Consider the following 14,021-nt stretch of genomic DNA (forward strand, 5'->3'; position numbering starts at 1 on the left):
AGCGTGGCCCGGGCAGTCAACGTGGGCGTAGTGACGGATCGGGGATTCGTATTCGACGTGCGCGGTCGAGATCGTGATGCCACGCGCCTTTTCTTCCGGCGCGGCGTCGATCGAGGAGTAGTCCTTGAACTCGCCACCGAAGCGCTCGGCACCGATCTTGGTCAGTGCGGCGGTCAGCGTGGTCTTGCCGTGGTCGACGTGACCGATGGTGCCGACGTTGACGTGCGGCTTGGTGCGCTCGAACTTACCCTTGGCCATGGCTGCTTATCTCGAATTCGTCTGAGAGGTGATGCTTGAGATGGTGCTCACGAAAGGAATCGAACCTTCGACCTCTTCCTTACCAAGGAAGTGCTCTACCGACTGAGCTACGTGAGCCGAGTTTTGCATTATGACATGAACTCGATAATATTCAAAGTTCATTCAATGGAGCGGGAGACGGGAATCGAACCCGCACCATCAGCTTGGAAGGCTGAGGTTCTACCATTGAACTACTCCCGCGCCGGGAATGTCACAACGTGAAACTGGTGGAGGGAGGTGGATTCGAACCACCGAAGGCGTAAGCCAGCAGATTTACAGTCTGCCCCCGTTGGCCGCTTGGGTATCCCTCCTTACCACCCCAACCCGTTGCCGCCGAAGCGTTGCGGTGTGTGGTGGTGAGCCGCTTATTCTGCTGATCAGGCGGGGGGCTGTCAACGCTTTTTTCCATCTTTTTCACACGTTGTCGCAAACCCATTGATACGCAAGGTTATTGCCCAGGGACCGGCAGGGTCTCGCTGGCGAAAATTGCGACATGGGGGACGCCATCGGCGCCAATCCAGCCCCGATACATGCCCTGGGTGTTGAACGGCATGGCCATTTTTCCGTCTGCGGCAAGCACGATCGCGCCGCCGTCGCCGCCCATCTTCGGAATCATCTCGTTGATCACGCCCCTGCCGGCCTGCTCCGGCGTCTGCCGCTGGTAGCGCATGCGTGCACAGATCTCGTGCGCGGCCGCAGTCCGGATGTAGTACTCGCCCCACCCGGTGCCCGATACCGCGCAGCCCGCGTCGGCCCAGGTACCGGCGCCGATGATCGGCGAATCGCCCACACGGCCATAGCGCTTGTTGGTCATGCCACCGGTGGAGGTGCCGGCAGCAAGCTGCCCCTGCGCATCCAGCGCAACCGCGCCCACCGTGCCGAAGTGCCTTGCGGTCTCCAGGTCGGCGTGCGCCTGGCCACGGGCCTCTTCCTTCAATGCGCGCTGCAGTTGCTGCCAGCGCTTGTCGGTACGGAAATAGGATGGATCGACCAGGCTGATGCCCTGCTCCACCGCGAACGCCTCGGCCCCCTGCCCGACCATCATCACGTGCCTGGACTTCTGCATCACGGTCTGGGCCAGCAGGATCGGGTTGCGCACCCGCTGCACGCCGGCCACCGCACCTGCAGCCTGGGTGGCGCCATCCATCACCGCGGCATCCAGTTCGTTGTGGCCGTCATGGGTGAACACCGCACCCTTGCCGGCGTTGAAGGTCGGATCGTCCTCCAGCACGGTGATTGCCGCAGTGACGGCTGCAAGCGCCGGGCGACCGGCCGCTAGTTCGGCATGGCCCTTCAGCAGCGCCGCGCGCAACGCGCCGCGCGCAGCCTTCTCCTCAGCCGGCGACAGGTCCTTGCGCTCGACGCCGGCGCCGCCGTGGATGACCAGCAGCGGTGAAGCGGCCGGTGCGGCCTGGGCAAGCATGGGCAGGGACAGCAGCATAGACAGCGCCAGGCGCAGTTTCATCGGATACGTCTCCAGCAGGTGGGCAAGGGAGGCATCATCGTAGAGCCGAGCCCATGCTCGGCTGATGCCTCGATTGAAGAGCAGCCGAGCGCGGGCTCGGCTCTACAGCATCCCATGCGTGGCCACAGGATCGCCGGGTCACTGGCGGATGACTTCGATCTCGCCATCGCTGACGTCGGCCACGGCCTGGTAATCGGCCTCGGCCTGGAAATCATCCAGCCGCATGCGGCTGCCGCTGGCGACCACCGTCACCGGCACCGCATGGAAGCGCAGCGGTTCCCCCTCCACCAGGCGATCGGCGTCGCGGCCGGGGCTGACCACCCAGACCTTGCCTTCGCCATCTGCGCTGTAGACCTGGGCCCGGCCATCGGGCTCAACGCACAGGGCGGTGTCCTCATCGACGCCGATGCCGACGATGTCAGGGTCGCCGCTGTCCTGGGCGGCACGTGCCACGAACACGATCAGGCGGCCGAGCCGGTCCCGCTTGTCGAAATGGGTGTCGGTGACCACGCGCTGCAGGTAGGGCATCTGCAGGAAGCCGCTGTCCAGAGTCACGGCACTGCCCATCGGGTCGGCCAGCGCACCGGCCGAGGTGATGCTGCCGCCATCCATGGCGCCATAGGCATAGCCGCCGAGGATGGCCAGGCCAGCGCTGGTACCGGCAATCGGCTTGCCGGCGCGCACATGGGCGTTGAGTGCACGGTTGAGTGCGGTGCCCTTCCAGAAGCGGATATAGCGGGACTGGTCGCCGCCGGCAATGAAGATGGCATCGGCCGCGGCGACCACGCGCAGCACCGCCGGATCATCGGCACCGCGGCGGCTGTCGAAGACCAGGGTCTGCACTGCGGTGGTGCCGCCAATCTCGCGGTACAGGCGGTCCTGCAGTTCGTCGCCACCGGAGGCGCGCAGAATCAGCACACGGCCATTGCCGGCCTGCTTCAGCCACCACTGGAACGCCTCCGGCACCCACTCGCCACCGCCCATCAGCATCATGGCGGGCGCGCGCGGACCGGGACGCGGGGATTCCAGATCGCCGACTTCGTAATAGGCGAAGCCGGGGCCCTGCAGGTCCTGCGCGGGCGCGGCCAGTGGCCAGCCCAGCACCAGCAGCGCCAGCCAAGCGAAGGGGCCAGGCAGGGTCCGGTCGAGGCGTCGCATCTTGATCTCCCTGAACAAAATCGAGTTGCAAGCGTTTTCACTCTTTGCCAGATAGGGGCCCAGTAGTCAAGGACATGAAAAAGGCGTTAAATGCGCGCGCCCATTCCGGAAGTCTGAATGGGGGACAGGGCCCCTCCTCTGCGGGCCGGCTTCATTTCCGAGAATTCTTCATGCGTAGACAGGCGATAGCGTGCTCGATCCAGCTGGCGTTGATGGGCGTGGCTGCTTCCGCGGCGGCCCAGGCACCGGCTTCCTCTTCGGTGCAACAACTGGACGCGGTGCAGGTCACCGGCTCGCGCATTCCGCGCGCCCAGGTGGAAGGCCCCGCTCCGATCACGGTGATCAATGCCGAGCAGATCCGCTCCAGTGGCTTCACCAGCGTGCCGGACGTACTGCGTGCAATGACCCAGAACGGCGGTGAGACGCAGAGCCAGCAGTCTTCCAGTGGCGCCGACTTCTCGCCGGGCGCCCAGCAGGTGGACCTGCGCGGCCTGGGCCCGAACCACACGCTGGTGCTGGTCAATGGCCGGCGCATTGCCGATTTCCCGATGCCGTTCAAGGGCCGCAGCAACTTCACCGATGTCTCCAACATCCCGCTGGGCATGATCGAGCGCATCGAAGTGCTGACCGGCAGCGCCTCGGCCATCTACGGCTCGGACGCGATCGCCGGCGTGGTCAACTTCATCCTGAAGAAGAAGGCCGACGGCACCACGATCGACATGCGCATGGGCACCACCAGCGAAGGCGGTGGCGACTCGTTCGACATGAGCCTGGCCAGCGGTTTCAGCCGCGGCAATTTCAACGCGGTGTACAGCGTCGAGCTGCAGTCGCAGCGCCCGCTGTGGGCGTACGAGCGCGACATCCAGGATTCGACCCAGGACGGCCCCACCGAGGGCTCGCGCATCGCCCGCCGCGCTTACCTGCGCACGGACTACAACGACGACTACCTGGATCCGGGTACGGCCACCTGCGAAGCGCTGGCCGGGCAGAATCAGGGCAGCACCTACCGCGCGTACCGCCCGCGCTACGGCTACTACTGCGGCAGCGACAGCTCGATCGGCTACGGCACCATCCTCAGCAAGCGTCGCGGCGCCAATGGCTACGCGTCGCTGAGCTACGACTTCGACAACGGCCAGCAGTGGTTCGCCGATGTGCAGCTGGGCTACCACACGATGTCGCTGATGCGCGACGTCACCCAGTGGGGCCGCATGGATGCCAACGGTGATGAGTCGGGCTACTTCAACAACGAAGCCACTGGCGAGATCGAGTTCTGGCAGCGCCAGTTCTCGCCCGAGGAAATGGGCGGCCTGCGCAACGCCATGGTGCGCAGCACGCAGAAGACCTTCAGCGTGACCACCGGCTTCAAGGGCAACCTGATTGGCAACTGGGATTACGAAGCGGCGTTGAGCCATTCGCAGTACCAGTCGCGCATCAGCTGGGCACAGATCATTGCCGCCAAGGCCAATGACCTGTTCCTGGGCCCGCAGCTGGGCGTGGACGACGACGGTTTCCCGGTCTACAACGCCGATCCGTCACGGCTGTACCGTCCACTGACCCGCGCCGAGTACGACTCGATCGCGGCGCGTACCACTTACACCCCGAAGTCGCGGACCGAGACGGCCGCGTTCACGCTGACCAATTCCACGCTGTTCGGCCTGCCGGGCGGTGACGCCGGCTTCGCCGCGACCGTGGAAGTGGGCCAGCAGGCGTACTCGCTGAATCCCGATCCGCTGGCGACCCAGTACTACTACTACAGCTGGAAGGATTCGGGCGGCAACGGTTCGCGCAACCGCTGGGCGACGGCTGCGGAGCTGCGCATGCCGCTGCACGAGACGGTCAACCTGAGCGTGGCGGGCCGCTACGACCAGTACCGCTATTCCGGCCACACCATCGGCAAGGCGACCTGGAGCGGCGGCCTGGAATGGCGCCCGATCGATACCCTGCTGGTGCGCGGCTCCTACGGCACCGCATTCCGTGCACCGGACCTGCACTATGTGTTTGCCGGACCGGGCAACGACGAGACCAGCGCCGAGGATCTGTACACCTGCCGCCTTGAGGAAGCCAGCGACTGTTCCGATTACGAGCGCAACCTGATCCGCAGCCGCACCGGCAACCGCCAGCTCGACCCGGAAACCAGCACCTCGTGGAGCGCCGGCTTCGTCTGGTCGCCGGCGATCGGCCTGGACCTGTCGGTGGACTGGTTCGACATCGACATGCGCAACCAGGTGCAGGACATGGACGTGCGCGCGATACTGGCCAGTGAAGCGAACTGCCGCCTGGGTACTGCCGACATCAACTCGCCGACCTGCGTGGACGCGCTCGACCGCATCACCCGCACCAGTGATGGCCGCCTGTACGGCGTGCGTGTCGCCCCGATCAACGTCGCCCGCGAATCTACCTCCGGCATCGACGTCGGCCTGCGCTACCGCCTGCAGACCGGCATCGGCGACTTCGTCCTCAACGGCACGCACACCTGGGTGAAGAAGCACGACTTCCAGCGCTACCCCGGTGACCCCGTCGAAGATCAGTTCGCGGTCAACAGCGGTTTCGACATTCCGCGCACCAAGACCAGCCTGAGCGTGACCTGGGAGAAGGATGCGTGGTCGGCCACGGTCTATGGCTCGCGCCTGGGCAAGCTGCCGACCTCGGACAGCTACGACCAGATCTTCGAGTGGGACAGCGGTGACAGCCCGTACATCAAGGCGACCTACCGCTACAACGCGTCGCTGCAGTACCGCTTCGACGACCACGCGCGCCTGTCGCTGTCGGTGGTCAATGTGTTCAACAAGATGCCGCCGAAGGACCGTACGTACACCGCTTACCCGTACTACGACGTGTCCTGGTTCGACAGCGTCGGCCGCACGATCAACCTGCAGTACACCCACAAGTTCGGTGGCAGCGCATTGTAAGCGCGGTTACGCAGGACGTGGACGACGGGGCCCGCCATTGGCGGGCCTTGTTGTTTGGGAACCTGGCTCTGGTAGATGCCCACCTTGGTGGACACTGATATGCCACGCGCCCACCAAGGTGGGGCGACTACCAGAGCGGGCCACGCGGGTTTTCCACACCGCACGTGGAAAGCGATGGGAACTTGGTGTGGACAAGTGGGCGCGATCCTTGTCTCACAGGCATTTCCGGGCGTGGTGATTTTTTGTCCACGGCCCCGATTGTTTTCCACACGGTACGTGGAGAGCGATGGGAACTTGATGTGGACAAGTGGGTGCGAGCATTGCACCGCAGGCGTTTCGAAGCGCGGTGAAAATTTGTCCAGGTCACGCGGGCGAGAGCCGAGCCCACGCTCGGCTCCTGCTGGCATCAGCCGAGCATGGGCTCGGCTCTACATCAGGTTCGTCGGTTTTCCACACCTGGCGTGGAAAGCGATGGGAGTTTGCTGTGGACAAGTGCCGGCGAACGTCACGCCGCAAGCGTTTCGCAGCGTGGTGATTTTTTGTCCATCGCCGGAAACGCGAACGCCCCGCACAAGGCGGGGCGTCCGGGGTCGATCCGTTGCCGCCGGATCAGACGTTGAAGCGGAAGTGCAGGATGTCGCCTTCCTGCACGCGGTATTCCTTGCCTTCCAGGCGCAGGCGACCGGCTTCCTTGGCGCCAGCTTCGCCCTTGTACTTGATGAAGTCGTCATACGCGATGGTTTCGGCGCGGATGAAGCCCTTCTCGAAGTCGGTGTGGATGACCGCGGCGGCCTGGGGGGCAGTGGCACCCTTGCGCACCGTCCACGCGCGGACTTCCTTCACGCCTGCGGTGAAGTAGGTCTGCAGGCCCAGCAGGCTGTAGGCCGCATTGATCACGCGGTTCAGGCCCGGCTCGCTCAGGCCCAGGTCGGCCAGGAAGGTATCGCGGTCTTCGTCGTCGAGCTGGGACAGCTCTTCCTCGATCGCGGCCGACACCGGCACCACCTGCGCGCCTTCTGCGGCGGCATGCGCGCGCACGGCTTCCAGGTGCGGGTTGTTCTCGAAACCGTCTTCCAGCACGTTGGCGATGTACATCACCGGCTTCAGGGTCAGCAGGAACAGGTCGCGCACCAGCGCCTTCTCTTCCTCGTCCAGGCCGGCCGAGCGGCCGGCCTTGCCGTCGGACAGTGCCGCCTGCAGCTTGGCCAGCACCGGCTTGCGCGCCGCTGCATCCTTGTCGCCGCCCTTGGCCGCACGCTCGGCACGGTTCAGTGCCTTCTCGACGCTGTCCAGGTCGGCCAGCGCCAGCTCGGTATCGATGGTTTCGATGTCCGAGATCGGATCGACCTTGCCGGCCACGTGCACGATGTCGCCATGCTCGAAGCAGCGCACCACGTGAGTGATCGCATCGACTTCGCGGATGTGCGCCAGGAACTTGTTGCCCAGGCCTTCACCGCTGGCGGCACCGGCCACGAGGCCGGCGATGTCGACGAACTCGACCGCGGTCGGGATGACCTTCTGCGGGTTGATGATGCCCGCCAGCTCGTTCAGGCGCGGATCCGGCACCGGCACGATGCCGACGTTCGGCTCGATGGTGCAGAACGGGAAGTTCGCCGCGGCGATACCCGCCTTGGTCAGCGCATTGAACAGGGTCGACTTGCCGACGTTGGGCAGGCCGACGATGCCGCATTTGATACCCATGGGTTGAATCCGGGTTTGAGTGTAAGTGGATGATTCGGGATTCAAGGCTCGCCTGCGGGCATGCCCTCAATCCCCAATCGTCCTTCCAGTAGCCCAAGCTAGAACGCAGCGTACAGCTTGTGCTTCTCAGCATAGGCCTGCAGTGCAGCAGAAAGCTCTAGCCTCTCCTCAGTCTCACAAAATCTCTGGCTCAAGCGGTCCAGCAGAACTTCGACACCATCCGGCAACTCATTATGCTGACCGTACATTTTCTCCCACCGGACACCTTCGTCCTTGGGCACGGCGTCGTCACCGAACAGCACCATCTTGGCTTCTTTGAGCACGTCGCCCAATTCGACCAGCCCCATTTCTTCAAGACCTGCGAGCGTCTCTTCGTAATAGGCACCCGAGTAACTGTCGAAGTACGTACCAATGCCGCCACGCCAGACTTCGCTACTTGTCACCGAAACCGCGAAGTAGCGCTGATCTGGCGTCAGCATTCCTGAGAATCCACAGCCCGAACCGCCTTCCTGTTCCACCAGCCAGTTCCAGTGGCGCCCCGCAGCGGAATTCTCGTATCGGTCCAGCTCTTCGCGCATTTCCTTGTTTCGCACCTTCGCCTCTTCCATGCTTTGCCGCGTGCCATTCCGGCACGGCATGCATAGCCCATCGTTCCGGGCCGCCGTCGCCAGCAGGATCATGGCGCCACACACGGTGCAGGGAGTACGCGGGTCGGTCATGGTCAGCGCGGAGTATGCAGCCGCTTCATCGCTTCGTTGAAATCGCCCTGCACCGCCAGCGGCAGCACGTCGATCGCATCGTCGATGGCGCGCGCGATCAGCACGTCGTCTTCCTTGGATGGGCGACCGAGCACCCAGCCCACCACGCGGTCCTTGTGGCCGGGATGGCCGATGCCCACGCGCAGGCGATGGAACTTGCCGTGGCCGAGCAGGCGGATGGTGTCACGCAGGCCGTTCTGGCCACCGTGGCCGCCGTCGAACTTCAGCCGCGCCACGCCGGGCGCCAGGTCCAGTTCGTCGTGGGCCAGCAGGGTTTCTTCCGGTTCGATCTTCCAGAACCGCTGTGCGGCGGTGACCGACTTGCCGCTGAGGTTCATGAAGGTGGCGGGCTTGAGCAGCCACACCGTCTGCCCGGCGATCTCGACCTTGGCGGTCTCACCGAACAGCTTGCTGTCCACATTCCATCGCGCACCGGCTTTCTCCGCCAGGGCCTCAACGAAATGAAACCCGGCATTGTGCCGGGTCCGGGCGTGTTCCGATCCGGGATTGCCCAGACCGACGATCAGTCGCAGTCCTGCCATGGTTCCTTCCAATACGGTGCCTGCCCGCAGGCAGGCACCGTAACGGTATTACTCGGCGGCAGCCGCTTCTTCGTCAGCCTCGTCGGCCTTGCCGGCCTTGGCGGTGACGATGGCGTCGTCATGGTCCTTGCCCAGCGCCAGGGCCGGGATTTCCACGCCCTTCGGCAGCTTGATGTCGGACAGGTACACCACGTCACCGGCCTTCAGCTCGCCCAGGTCGACTTCGATCGACTCCGGCAGGTCCTTCGGCAGGCAGGTGATGGTCACTTCCTTCAGTTCGTGGGTGACCACGACGTCGGCAGCCTTGCCGGCCGGCGAGGTGTCTTCGTTGACGAAGTGCAGCGGGACCGAAGCGGTCAGGGCTTCGTTCTCGTTCACGCGCTGGAAGTCCAGGTGCATGATCAGCTGCTTGTACGGGTGGCGCTGCATGTCACGCAGCAGGACCTTCTGCACCTGGCCGTCCAGGTTCAGGTCCAGGATCGAGGCATAGAACCACTCGTTCTGCTGGGCCAGCCAGATTTCGTTGTGGTCCAGGCTGATGGCGACCGGCTCGGCGTTGCCGCCGTACACGATGGCCGGGATCACACCCGCGTGACGCAGGCGGCGGCTCGCACCCTTACGCTGCAGTTCACGCTTGGTGACCTTGATTTCATGGGTCTTCGACATTTTCGACTACTCAGGTTGTTGCCTCGCCTTTCGGCGTGGCGGTTGAAGATGCTTCCGCGACCAGAAGCACCCGGGGTATGTCCCCGCCGTTGCCGGCAGGGACGAAAAACTCAGTCGACGTACAGCGAGCTGACCGACTCGCCGAAGGCGATGCGGCGCATCGTTTCGGCCAGCATCTCCGCCACGCTCAGCTGGCGGATCTTGCTGCATACCCGCGCGGCATCCTTCAGCGGGATGGTGTCGGTCACCACCAGCTCGTCGAGCTGGGAATTGGTGATGTTGTCCACCGCCGGGCCCGACAGCACCGCGTGGGTGCAGTAGGCGGCGACCTTGAGCGCACCGCGCGCCTTCAGGGCAGCGGCAGCGGCGCACAGGGTGCCGGCGGTATCGACGATGTCATCGACCATCACGCAGGTCTTGCCTTCGACGTCACCGATGATGTTCATCACGGTGGAGACGTTGGCGCGCGGGCGGCGCTTGTCGATGATCGCCAGGTCGGCGTCATCCAGGCGCTTGGCCACCGCACGGGCGCGGACCACGCCGCCCACGTCCGGCGAGACGACGATCAGGTTCTCGGTGCCGTAGGCGCGCCAGATGTCGGCCAGCAGCAGCGGGGACGCATACACGTTGTCCACCGGAATATCGAAGAAGCCCTGGATCTGGTCGGCGTGCAGGTCGACGGTCAGCACGCGATCAGCGCCCGCGGTGCTGAACATCTTCGCCGCCAGCTTGGCGGTGATCGGCACGCGCGAGGAGCGCATGCGGCGATCCTGGCGCGAGTAGCCAAAGTACGGCACCACGGCGGTCACGCTGGCCACCGATGCGCGCTTGAGCGCGTCGATCAGCACCAGCAGTTCCATCAGGTTTTCCGCGCTCGGCGCGCAGGTCGGCTGGATCACGAACACGTCCTGCTTGCGGACGTTCTCTTCGATCTCCACCTGCACTTCGCCATCGGAGAAGTGCGAGACCAGCGCCTTGCCCGGGCGAACCCCCAGTTCCTTGCAGATGTTCTGCGCCAGACGTTTGTTGGCGTTGCCGGAAAAGACCAGCAGGTTCGGGGACTCTTGCATCATGATTGTCTCGGGCGGGGACGAGTGGCGGGGATCCGGGGGCGGCAAGGACCCGGATGGACCCTTGCTGCTGACAACACCGCGGTTGTTTCCACGTCCCGCGCGGGCGATGCGCTGGAAGGCGCGGACACAGCCGCTATTGGCAGGGGCGGTAGGATTCGAACCTACGAATGCCAGGATCAAAACCTGGTGCCTTGGGCCTCTTGGCGACGCCCCTGCATTGATAAATCAGTGTTGCTCGAGTGCATCCAGCAGTGGCGAACGCGCAACGCCCGCAGCCACCCTTGCCCGCAACTCCTTCGGCAATTTCGACCGTCCCTGCTCTGCAGCAGACTGCGACGCGAATTCGACGAAACAACCACTCCCCGAACCGGTCAGCCGCGCCGTGCCGATGTCGCTCAACGCGGCAAGCGCTGCCTCGACGGCAGGCTCACGGCGGCGCAGCACCGGTTCGAACGCGTTCCCGACCAGGGTCCCGGAAGCGAAGTCCTCTATTTTCGCCACTGGGCTGTCGCGCGTCAAATCCGGGTCTGCAAACAGGGCCGGCGTGGGAACATGAACGCCCGGTTCGACCACCACATACCAGGCCGGCGCCAGCGTGATCGGCTGCAGGCGCTCGCCCACCCCTTCGGCCCAGGCGTTGCGGCCGCGCACGAACACCGGCACGTCGGCGCCCAGGCGCAGGCCCAGCGCGGCCAGCGCCTCTTCGTCCAGCCCGGCCTGCCAGAGCCGGTTCAGCACCACTAGTACCGTGGCCGCATCGGACGAGCCGCCACCGAAGCCGCCACCGGCTGAAACATGCTTTTCAACGATGATGTCCGCACCTTGCGCGACATTGGTCGACTCTTTCAGCAGCTTCGCGGCACGTACCGCCAGATCGTCGGCCTCGGCCACGCCCGCCAGGCCCTCGCCGTGCCGGCGCACCTGGCCGTCTTCACGCAGGCGCAGGCCGATGCGATCGCCCCAGTCCAGCAGGCGGAACACGGTCTGCAGTTCGTGGTAGCCGTCGGCCCGGCGGCCGGTGACGTGCAGGAACAGGTTCAGCTTGGCCGGGGCCGGCCACCAGGACCAGCCCGCGTCGTCGACTGCCCCGCTCATGGCGTGACCTGGCCCCACTGGTCCACCAGCAGGCGCACCTTGGCGTCACCATTGCTGGCCTCGATCCGGCGCGGCAGCGCCGGCCGTCCGGCGTCGGCCGGGTACCAGTCCAGATACTGTACCTGCCAGCCCATCTGCTGCATGCGGCGGGGCCGGCCTTCGCCGTCGCGTTCGACCGTCTCGGGGCCGGCGGCGTCGCCGGCCACCAGGCCACGGATCCACTCCGGCAACTGGTTGACCGGAATGTCCCAGCCGGTCGCCTCCAGCAACAGCTGCTGGGCGTCCTCGCCGTCGCGCGGGCCGCCCGCCAGTCCTTCCAGGCGGCCAGCTTCGGAATGGGTATCGCCGGTCAGCTTCCAGCTCTGCCGGGTCACCGGCGCGCTCAACTCCACCACGTAGCGGCGGCCTTGCTGCTTCCAGTCGATGCGACCGCTGCCGCCGTCCTTGCCCTTGCTGACCGCGACCCGGCCCTGGAAGGCCCAGTCCGGCTGTGCATGCAGGGCGGCCACACGCGCCGCTTCGGCCTGCGCCGCTTCGGCCGAAACTGTCTCGACCACCGCCGGTGGCGGGGTCTTCTGCGTGCCCACGCTGGTACAGGCGGTCACCGCCAGGGTCGCAGCCGCCAACAGCAGCGGCCGGATCAGGGAAACACTCATGGATTGAATTTCTCGCGGGCGCGCAGCAGCGCGCGGTTTTCAGGGTCGAGCTTGGCCGCTTCGTCGAAGAAGTGGCGGGCCTCGTCATGCTTGCCCAGCACCCACAGCACTTCGCCGACATGGGCGGCAATCTCCGGGTCCTTGGCCAGGGTCCAGGCCCGGCGCAGCTGCACCAGCGCTTCGTCCTTGCGGCCCAGGCGATACAGCACCCAGCCATAGCTGTCGACGATGGCAGCGTTGTCCGGCTCGGCGACGCGGGCGCGGTCGATCAGCTCCAGCGCCTCCTGCAGGCGCCCGGTGCGGTCAGCCAGGGTATAGCCCAGCGCGTTCAGCGCCGGCACGTTTTCCGGATCGGTCACCAGGATCTTGCGCAGGTCGGCCTCGGCGCGCGGAATATCGTCACGACGCTCCCAGGTGAGCGCGCGGGCGTACAGCAGGCCATTGTCATCCGGGTAGGCGGCCAGGCCGCGGGCCAGCGCATCCAGTTCGCCAGCACTGTCATCGCCGCGCTGGCGCAGCTCGGCCTCCAGCAGATACGCGTCACGGCGCACATCATCATCGACCACCGCGTCGGACTGGATCGCGTGCACCTCATCCAGTGCCTGTGGCAGCCGTCCGGCCAGGGCCTGGGCGTTGGCCGCACGCAGGCGCGCCTCGCTCAGCTCATCACCGCCGGGCACACTGTGGTACCACTGCACCGCCTCGGGATAGCGCTTCAGGTATTCGGCGATCTTGCCCAGCAACAAGCGCTGCGCGGGGTCCGGCTTGGCCGCCTGCCGCGACAGTTCGTTGTAGAGGTTGGACAGCGCCGCCTTGTCGCCCTGCTTGGCCAACAGTGAAGCGCGCATGCCCCAGGTCTGCACATCCTGCGGGCCGAATGCCAGTACGCGCTCGGCCGCAGCCGGTTGCCCCAGGCTGTCGTAGGCGATGGCCACCGCATTGCGCAGCTCGGGGTCCTGCCGGGTCTTCGGCTCGACGTCGTGCAGCAGCGACAAGGCCTTGTCGGTCTCGCCGGCCTGCTGCAGCTGGCTGGCACGCAGCAACGCTACGCGCGGTTCTTCGGGGAAGCGCCTGACCACTTCATCGATCATGCGCCGCGCCAGGTCGGGCTTGTCCATGCGCAGGGCGAGGCGGCCGAACTCCTGCCAGGCCTCGATCTTCGGTGGAATCGCATTGGCATCGACCAGCTCGCCGAGCACCTGCGCCGGCACCGCCGGGTCGCGGCCACCGCCGATCAGCGCGGCCAGGGCGAACTTCCAGCCGCGCTCGTCGGGGTCGGCCAGCAGCGCCTGCAATTCAGTGCGGGCGGCCTTTACATCGCCCTGGCGCATGGCCAGCGCACCGGCGGCGCTGCGCATGGTCAACGAACGCGGGGCGCGCTGCTGCCACAGGGCCAGGCCCTTGGCGGCGCTGGCGTCATCGTTGGCAAGCATGGAGATACGGGTCGCGCGCTCGGCCAGGCCAGCATCGCCGTCAGTCTGCTGCGCGGCCTGCAGGTACCAGCGCGCGGCCTCGGCCAGCTTGCCGGCCTGCAGGGCGAACTCACCGGCCATCACCGGCTCCAGCGCCAGTTCCCCGGTGGCCGCGGCCCGCACGGGGGCCTTGGGCGGCACCGCCGCCAGGGCCTGGGCGCAGGCCAGGGACAGCAGCAGAACACTGGGGATGCGAATCAATGCGGGCATCGTCGGCATCGGGGCCTTA

General features: G+C 65.7%; 12 protein-coding genes and 4 tRNA genes. 1 reads left to right on the plus strand and 15 read right to left on the minus strand.

What is annotated here, in order from left to right:
• From AC5P5V_RS16085 to AC5P5V_RS16110, 6 genes are all read right to left on the minus strand, one after another.
• Nucleotides 1-258 (minus strand): GTP-binding protein (locus AC5P5V_RS16085; RefSeq protein ID WP_308140924.1); only part of this gene is annotated, 258 nt, incomplete at its 3' end.
• A gap of 41 nt (nucleotides 259-299) precedes the next feature.
• A tRNA-Thr gene (locus tag AC5P5V_RS16090) sits at nucleotides 300-375 on the minus strand.
• Nucleotides 376-424: 49 nt separating this feature from the next.
• A tRNA-Gly gene (locus AC5P5V_RS16095) sits at nucleotides 425-498 on the minus strand.
• Between the two features lie 24 nt (nucleotides 499-522).
• Nucleotides 523-608 (minus strand) — tRNA-Tyr (locus tag AC5P5V_RS16100).
• Nucleotides 609-745: 137 nt separating this feature from the next.
• Complete coding sequence (locus AC5P5V_RS16105) at nucleotides 746-1,762, minus strand: isoaspartyl peptidase/L-asparaginase family protein (protein WP_082783363.1); 1,017 nt, start codon at nucleotides 1,760-1,762, stop codon at nucleotides 746-748.
• 138 nt (nucleotides 1,763-1,900) lie between these two features.
• Nucleotides 1,901-2,920 carry a cyanophycinase gene (locus AC5P5V_RS16110; protein ID WP_111202210.1) on the minus strand — a complete coding sequence of 340 codons (1,020 nt, stop codon included), beginning with the start codon at nucleotides 2,918-2,920 and terminating at the stop codon, nucleotides 1,901-1,903.
• Between the two features lie 170 nt (nucleotides 2,921-3,090).
• Here AC5P5V_RS16110 and AC5P5V_RS16115 point away from each other — a divergent pair, with 170 nt between their 5' ends.
• Nucleotides 3,091-5,829, plus strand: coding sequence for a TonB-dependent receptor plug domain-containing protein (locus tag AC5P5V_RS16115; protein ID WP_134968935.1), 2,739 nt, complete (start codon nucleotides 3,091-3,093; stop codon nucleotides 5,827-5,829).
• Nucleotides 5,830-6,438: 609 nt separating this feature from the next.
• On the opposite strand, the gene ychF is transcribed toward AC5P5V_RS16115, so the two are convergent.
• The 9 genes from ychF to AC5P5V_RS16160 all read right to left on the minus strand — a co-directional run bounded on the left by ychF (nucleotide 6,439) and on the right by AC5P5V_RS16160 (nucleotide 14,002).
• Nucleotides 6,439-7,530 (minus strand): redox-regulated ATPase YchF, encoded by a 1,092-nt coding sequence (gene ychF, locus AC5P5V_RS16120; RefSeq protein ID WP_134968934.1) that lies wholly within the window; start codon nucleotides 7,528-7,530, stop codon nucleotides 6,439-6,441.
• A gap of 98 nt (nucleotides 7,531-7,628) precedes the next feature.
• Entirely contained in the window at nucleotides 7,629-8,210 is a 582-nt protein-coding gene (locus tag AC5P5V_RS16125) for a DMP19 family protein (RefSeq protein ID WP_181357902.1), read from the minus strand.
• Nucleotides 8,211-8,251: 41 nt separating this feature from the next.
• Nucleotides 8,252-8,830: an aminoacyl-tRNA hydrolase gene (pth, locus tag AC5P5V_RS16130; RefSeq protein ID WP_134968932.1), complete on the minus strand. Its 579-nt coding sequence runs from the start codon at nucleotides 8,828-8,830 to the stop codon at nucleotides 8,252-8,254.
• Nucleotides 8,831-8,878: 48 nt separating this feature from the next.
• Nucleotides 8,879-9,496: a 50S ribosomal protein L25/general stress protein Ctc gene (locus AC5P5V_RS16135; protein WP_005408191.1), complete on the minus strand. Its 618-nt coding sequence runs from the start codon at nucleotides 9,494-9,496 to the stop codon at nucleotides 8,879-8,881.
• 110 nt (nucleotides 9,497-9,606) lie between these two features.
• Entirely contained in the window at nucleotides 9,607-10,566 is a 960-nt protein-coding gene (locus AC5P5V_RS16140) for a ribose-phosphate diphosphokinase (protein ID WP_005415400.1), read from the minus strand.
• Nucleotides 10,567-10,706: 140 nt separating this feature from the next.
• Nucleotides 10,707-10,783, minus strand: a tRNA-Gln gene (locus AC5P5V_RS16145).
• An 11-nt stretch (nucleotides 10,784-10,794) separates the two neighbouring features.
• Nucleotides 10,795-11,664 (minus strand): 4-(cytidine 5'-diphospho)-2-C-methyl-D-erythritol kinase, encoded by an 870-nt coding sequence (gene ispE / locus AC5P5V_RS16150; protein WP_231352562.1) that lies wholly within the window; start codon nucleotides 11,662-11,664, stop codon nucleotides 10,795-10,797.
• A complete protein-coding gene (gene lolB, locus AC5P5V_RS16155; protein WP_134968931.1) occupies nucleotides 11,661-12,320 on the minus strand; it encodes a lipoprotein insertase outer membrane protein LolB in 660 nt (219 codons plus the stop codon). Before lolB ends, ispE begins: the two co-directional genes overlap by 4 nt.
• Nucleotides 12,317-14,002 carry a tetratricopeptide repeat protein gene (locus tag AC5P5V_RS16160; RefSeq protein WP_172412111.1) on the minus strand — a complete coding sequence of 562 codons (1,686 nt, stop codon included), beginning with the start codon at nucleotides 14,000-14,002 and terminating at the stop codon, nucleotides 12,317-12,319. Before AC5P5V_RS16160 ends, lolB begins: the two co-directional genes overlap by 4 nt.
• Nucleotides 14,003-14,021 lie beyond the last annotated feature (19 nt).

The sequence above is a fragment of the Stenotrophomonas sp. YJH_SMC_130 genome, from assembly GCF_059369035.1.

Bases quoted from the DNA above. Each gene is read 5' to 3' on its own strand.
- AC5P5V_RS16105 (WP_082783363.1), bottom strand. From the start codon at position 1,762: ATGAAACTGCGCCTGGCGCTGTCTATGCTGCTGTCCCTGCCCATGCTT.
- AC5P5V_RS16110 (WP_111202210.1), bottom strand. From the start codon at position 2,920: ATGCGACGCCTCGACCGGACCCTGCCTGGCCCCTTCGCTTGGCTGGCG.
- AC5P5V_RS16115 (WP_134968935.1), top strand. From the start codon at position 3,091: ATGCGTAGACAGGCGATAGCGTGCTCGATCCAGCTGGCGTTGATGGGC.
- ychF (WP_134968934.1), bottom strand. From the start codon at position 7,530: ATGGGTATCAAATGCGGCATCGTCGGCCTGCCCAACGTCGGCAAGTCG.
- AC5P5V_RS16125 (WP_181357902.1), bottom strand. From the start codon at position 8,210: ATGATCCTGCTGGCGACGGCGGCCCGGAACGATGGGCTATGCATGCCG.
- pth (WP_134968932.1), bottom strand. From the start codon at position 8,830: ATGGCAGGACTGCGACTGATCGTCGGTCTGGGCAATCCCGGATCGGAA.
- AC5P5V_RS16135 (WP_005408191.1), bottom strand. From the start codon at position 9,496: ATGTCGAAGACCCATGAAATCAAGGTCACCAAGCGTGAACTGCAGCGT.
- AC5P5V_RS16140 (WP_005415400.1), bottom strand. From the start codon at position 10,566: ATGCAAGAGTCCCCGAACCTGCTGGTCTTTTCCGGCAACGCCAACAAA.
- ispE (WP_231352562.1), bottom strand. From the start codon at position 11,664: ATGAGCGGGGCAGTCGACGACGCGGGCTGGTCCTGGTGGCCGGCCCCG.
- lolB (WP_134968931.1), bottom strand. From the start codon at position 12,320: ATGAGTGTTTCCCTGATCCGGCCGCTGCTGTTGGCGGCTGCGACCCTG.
- AC5P5V_RS16160 (WP_172412111.1), bottom strand. From the start codon at position 14,002: ATGCCCGCATTGATTCGCATCCCCAGTGTTCTGCTGCTGTCCCTGGCC.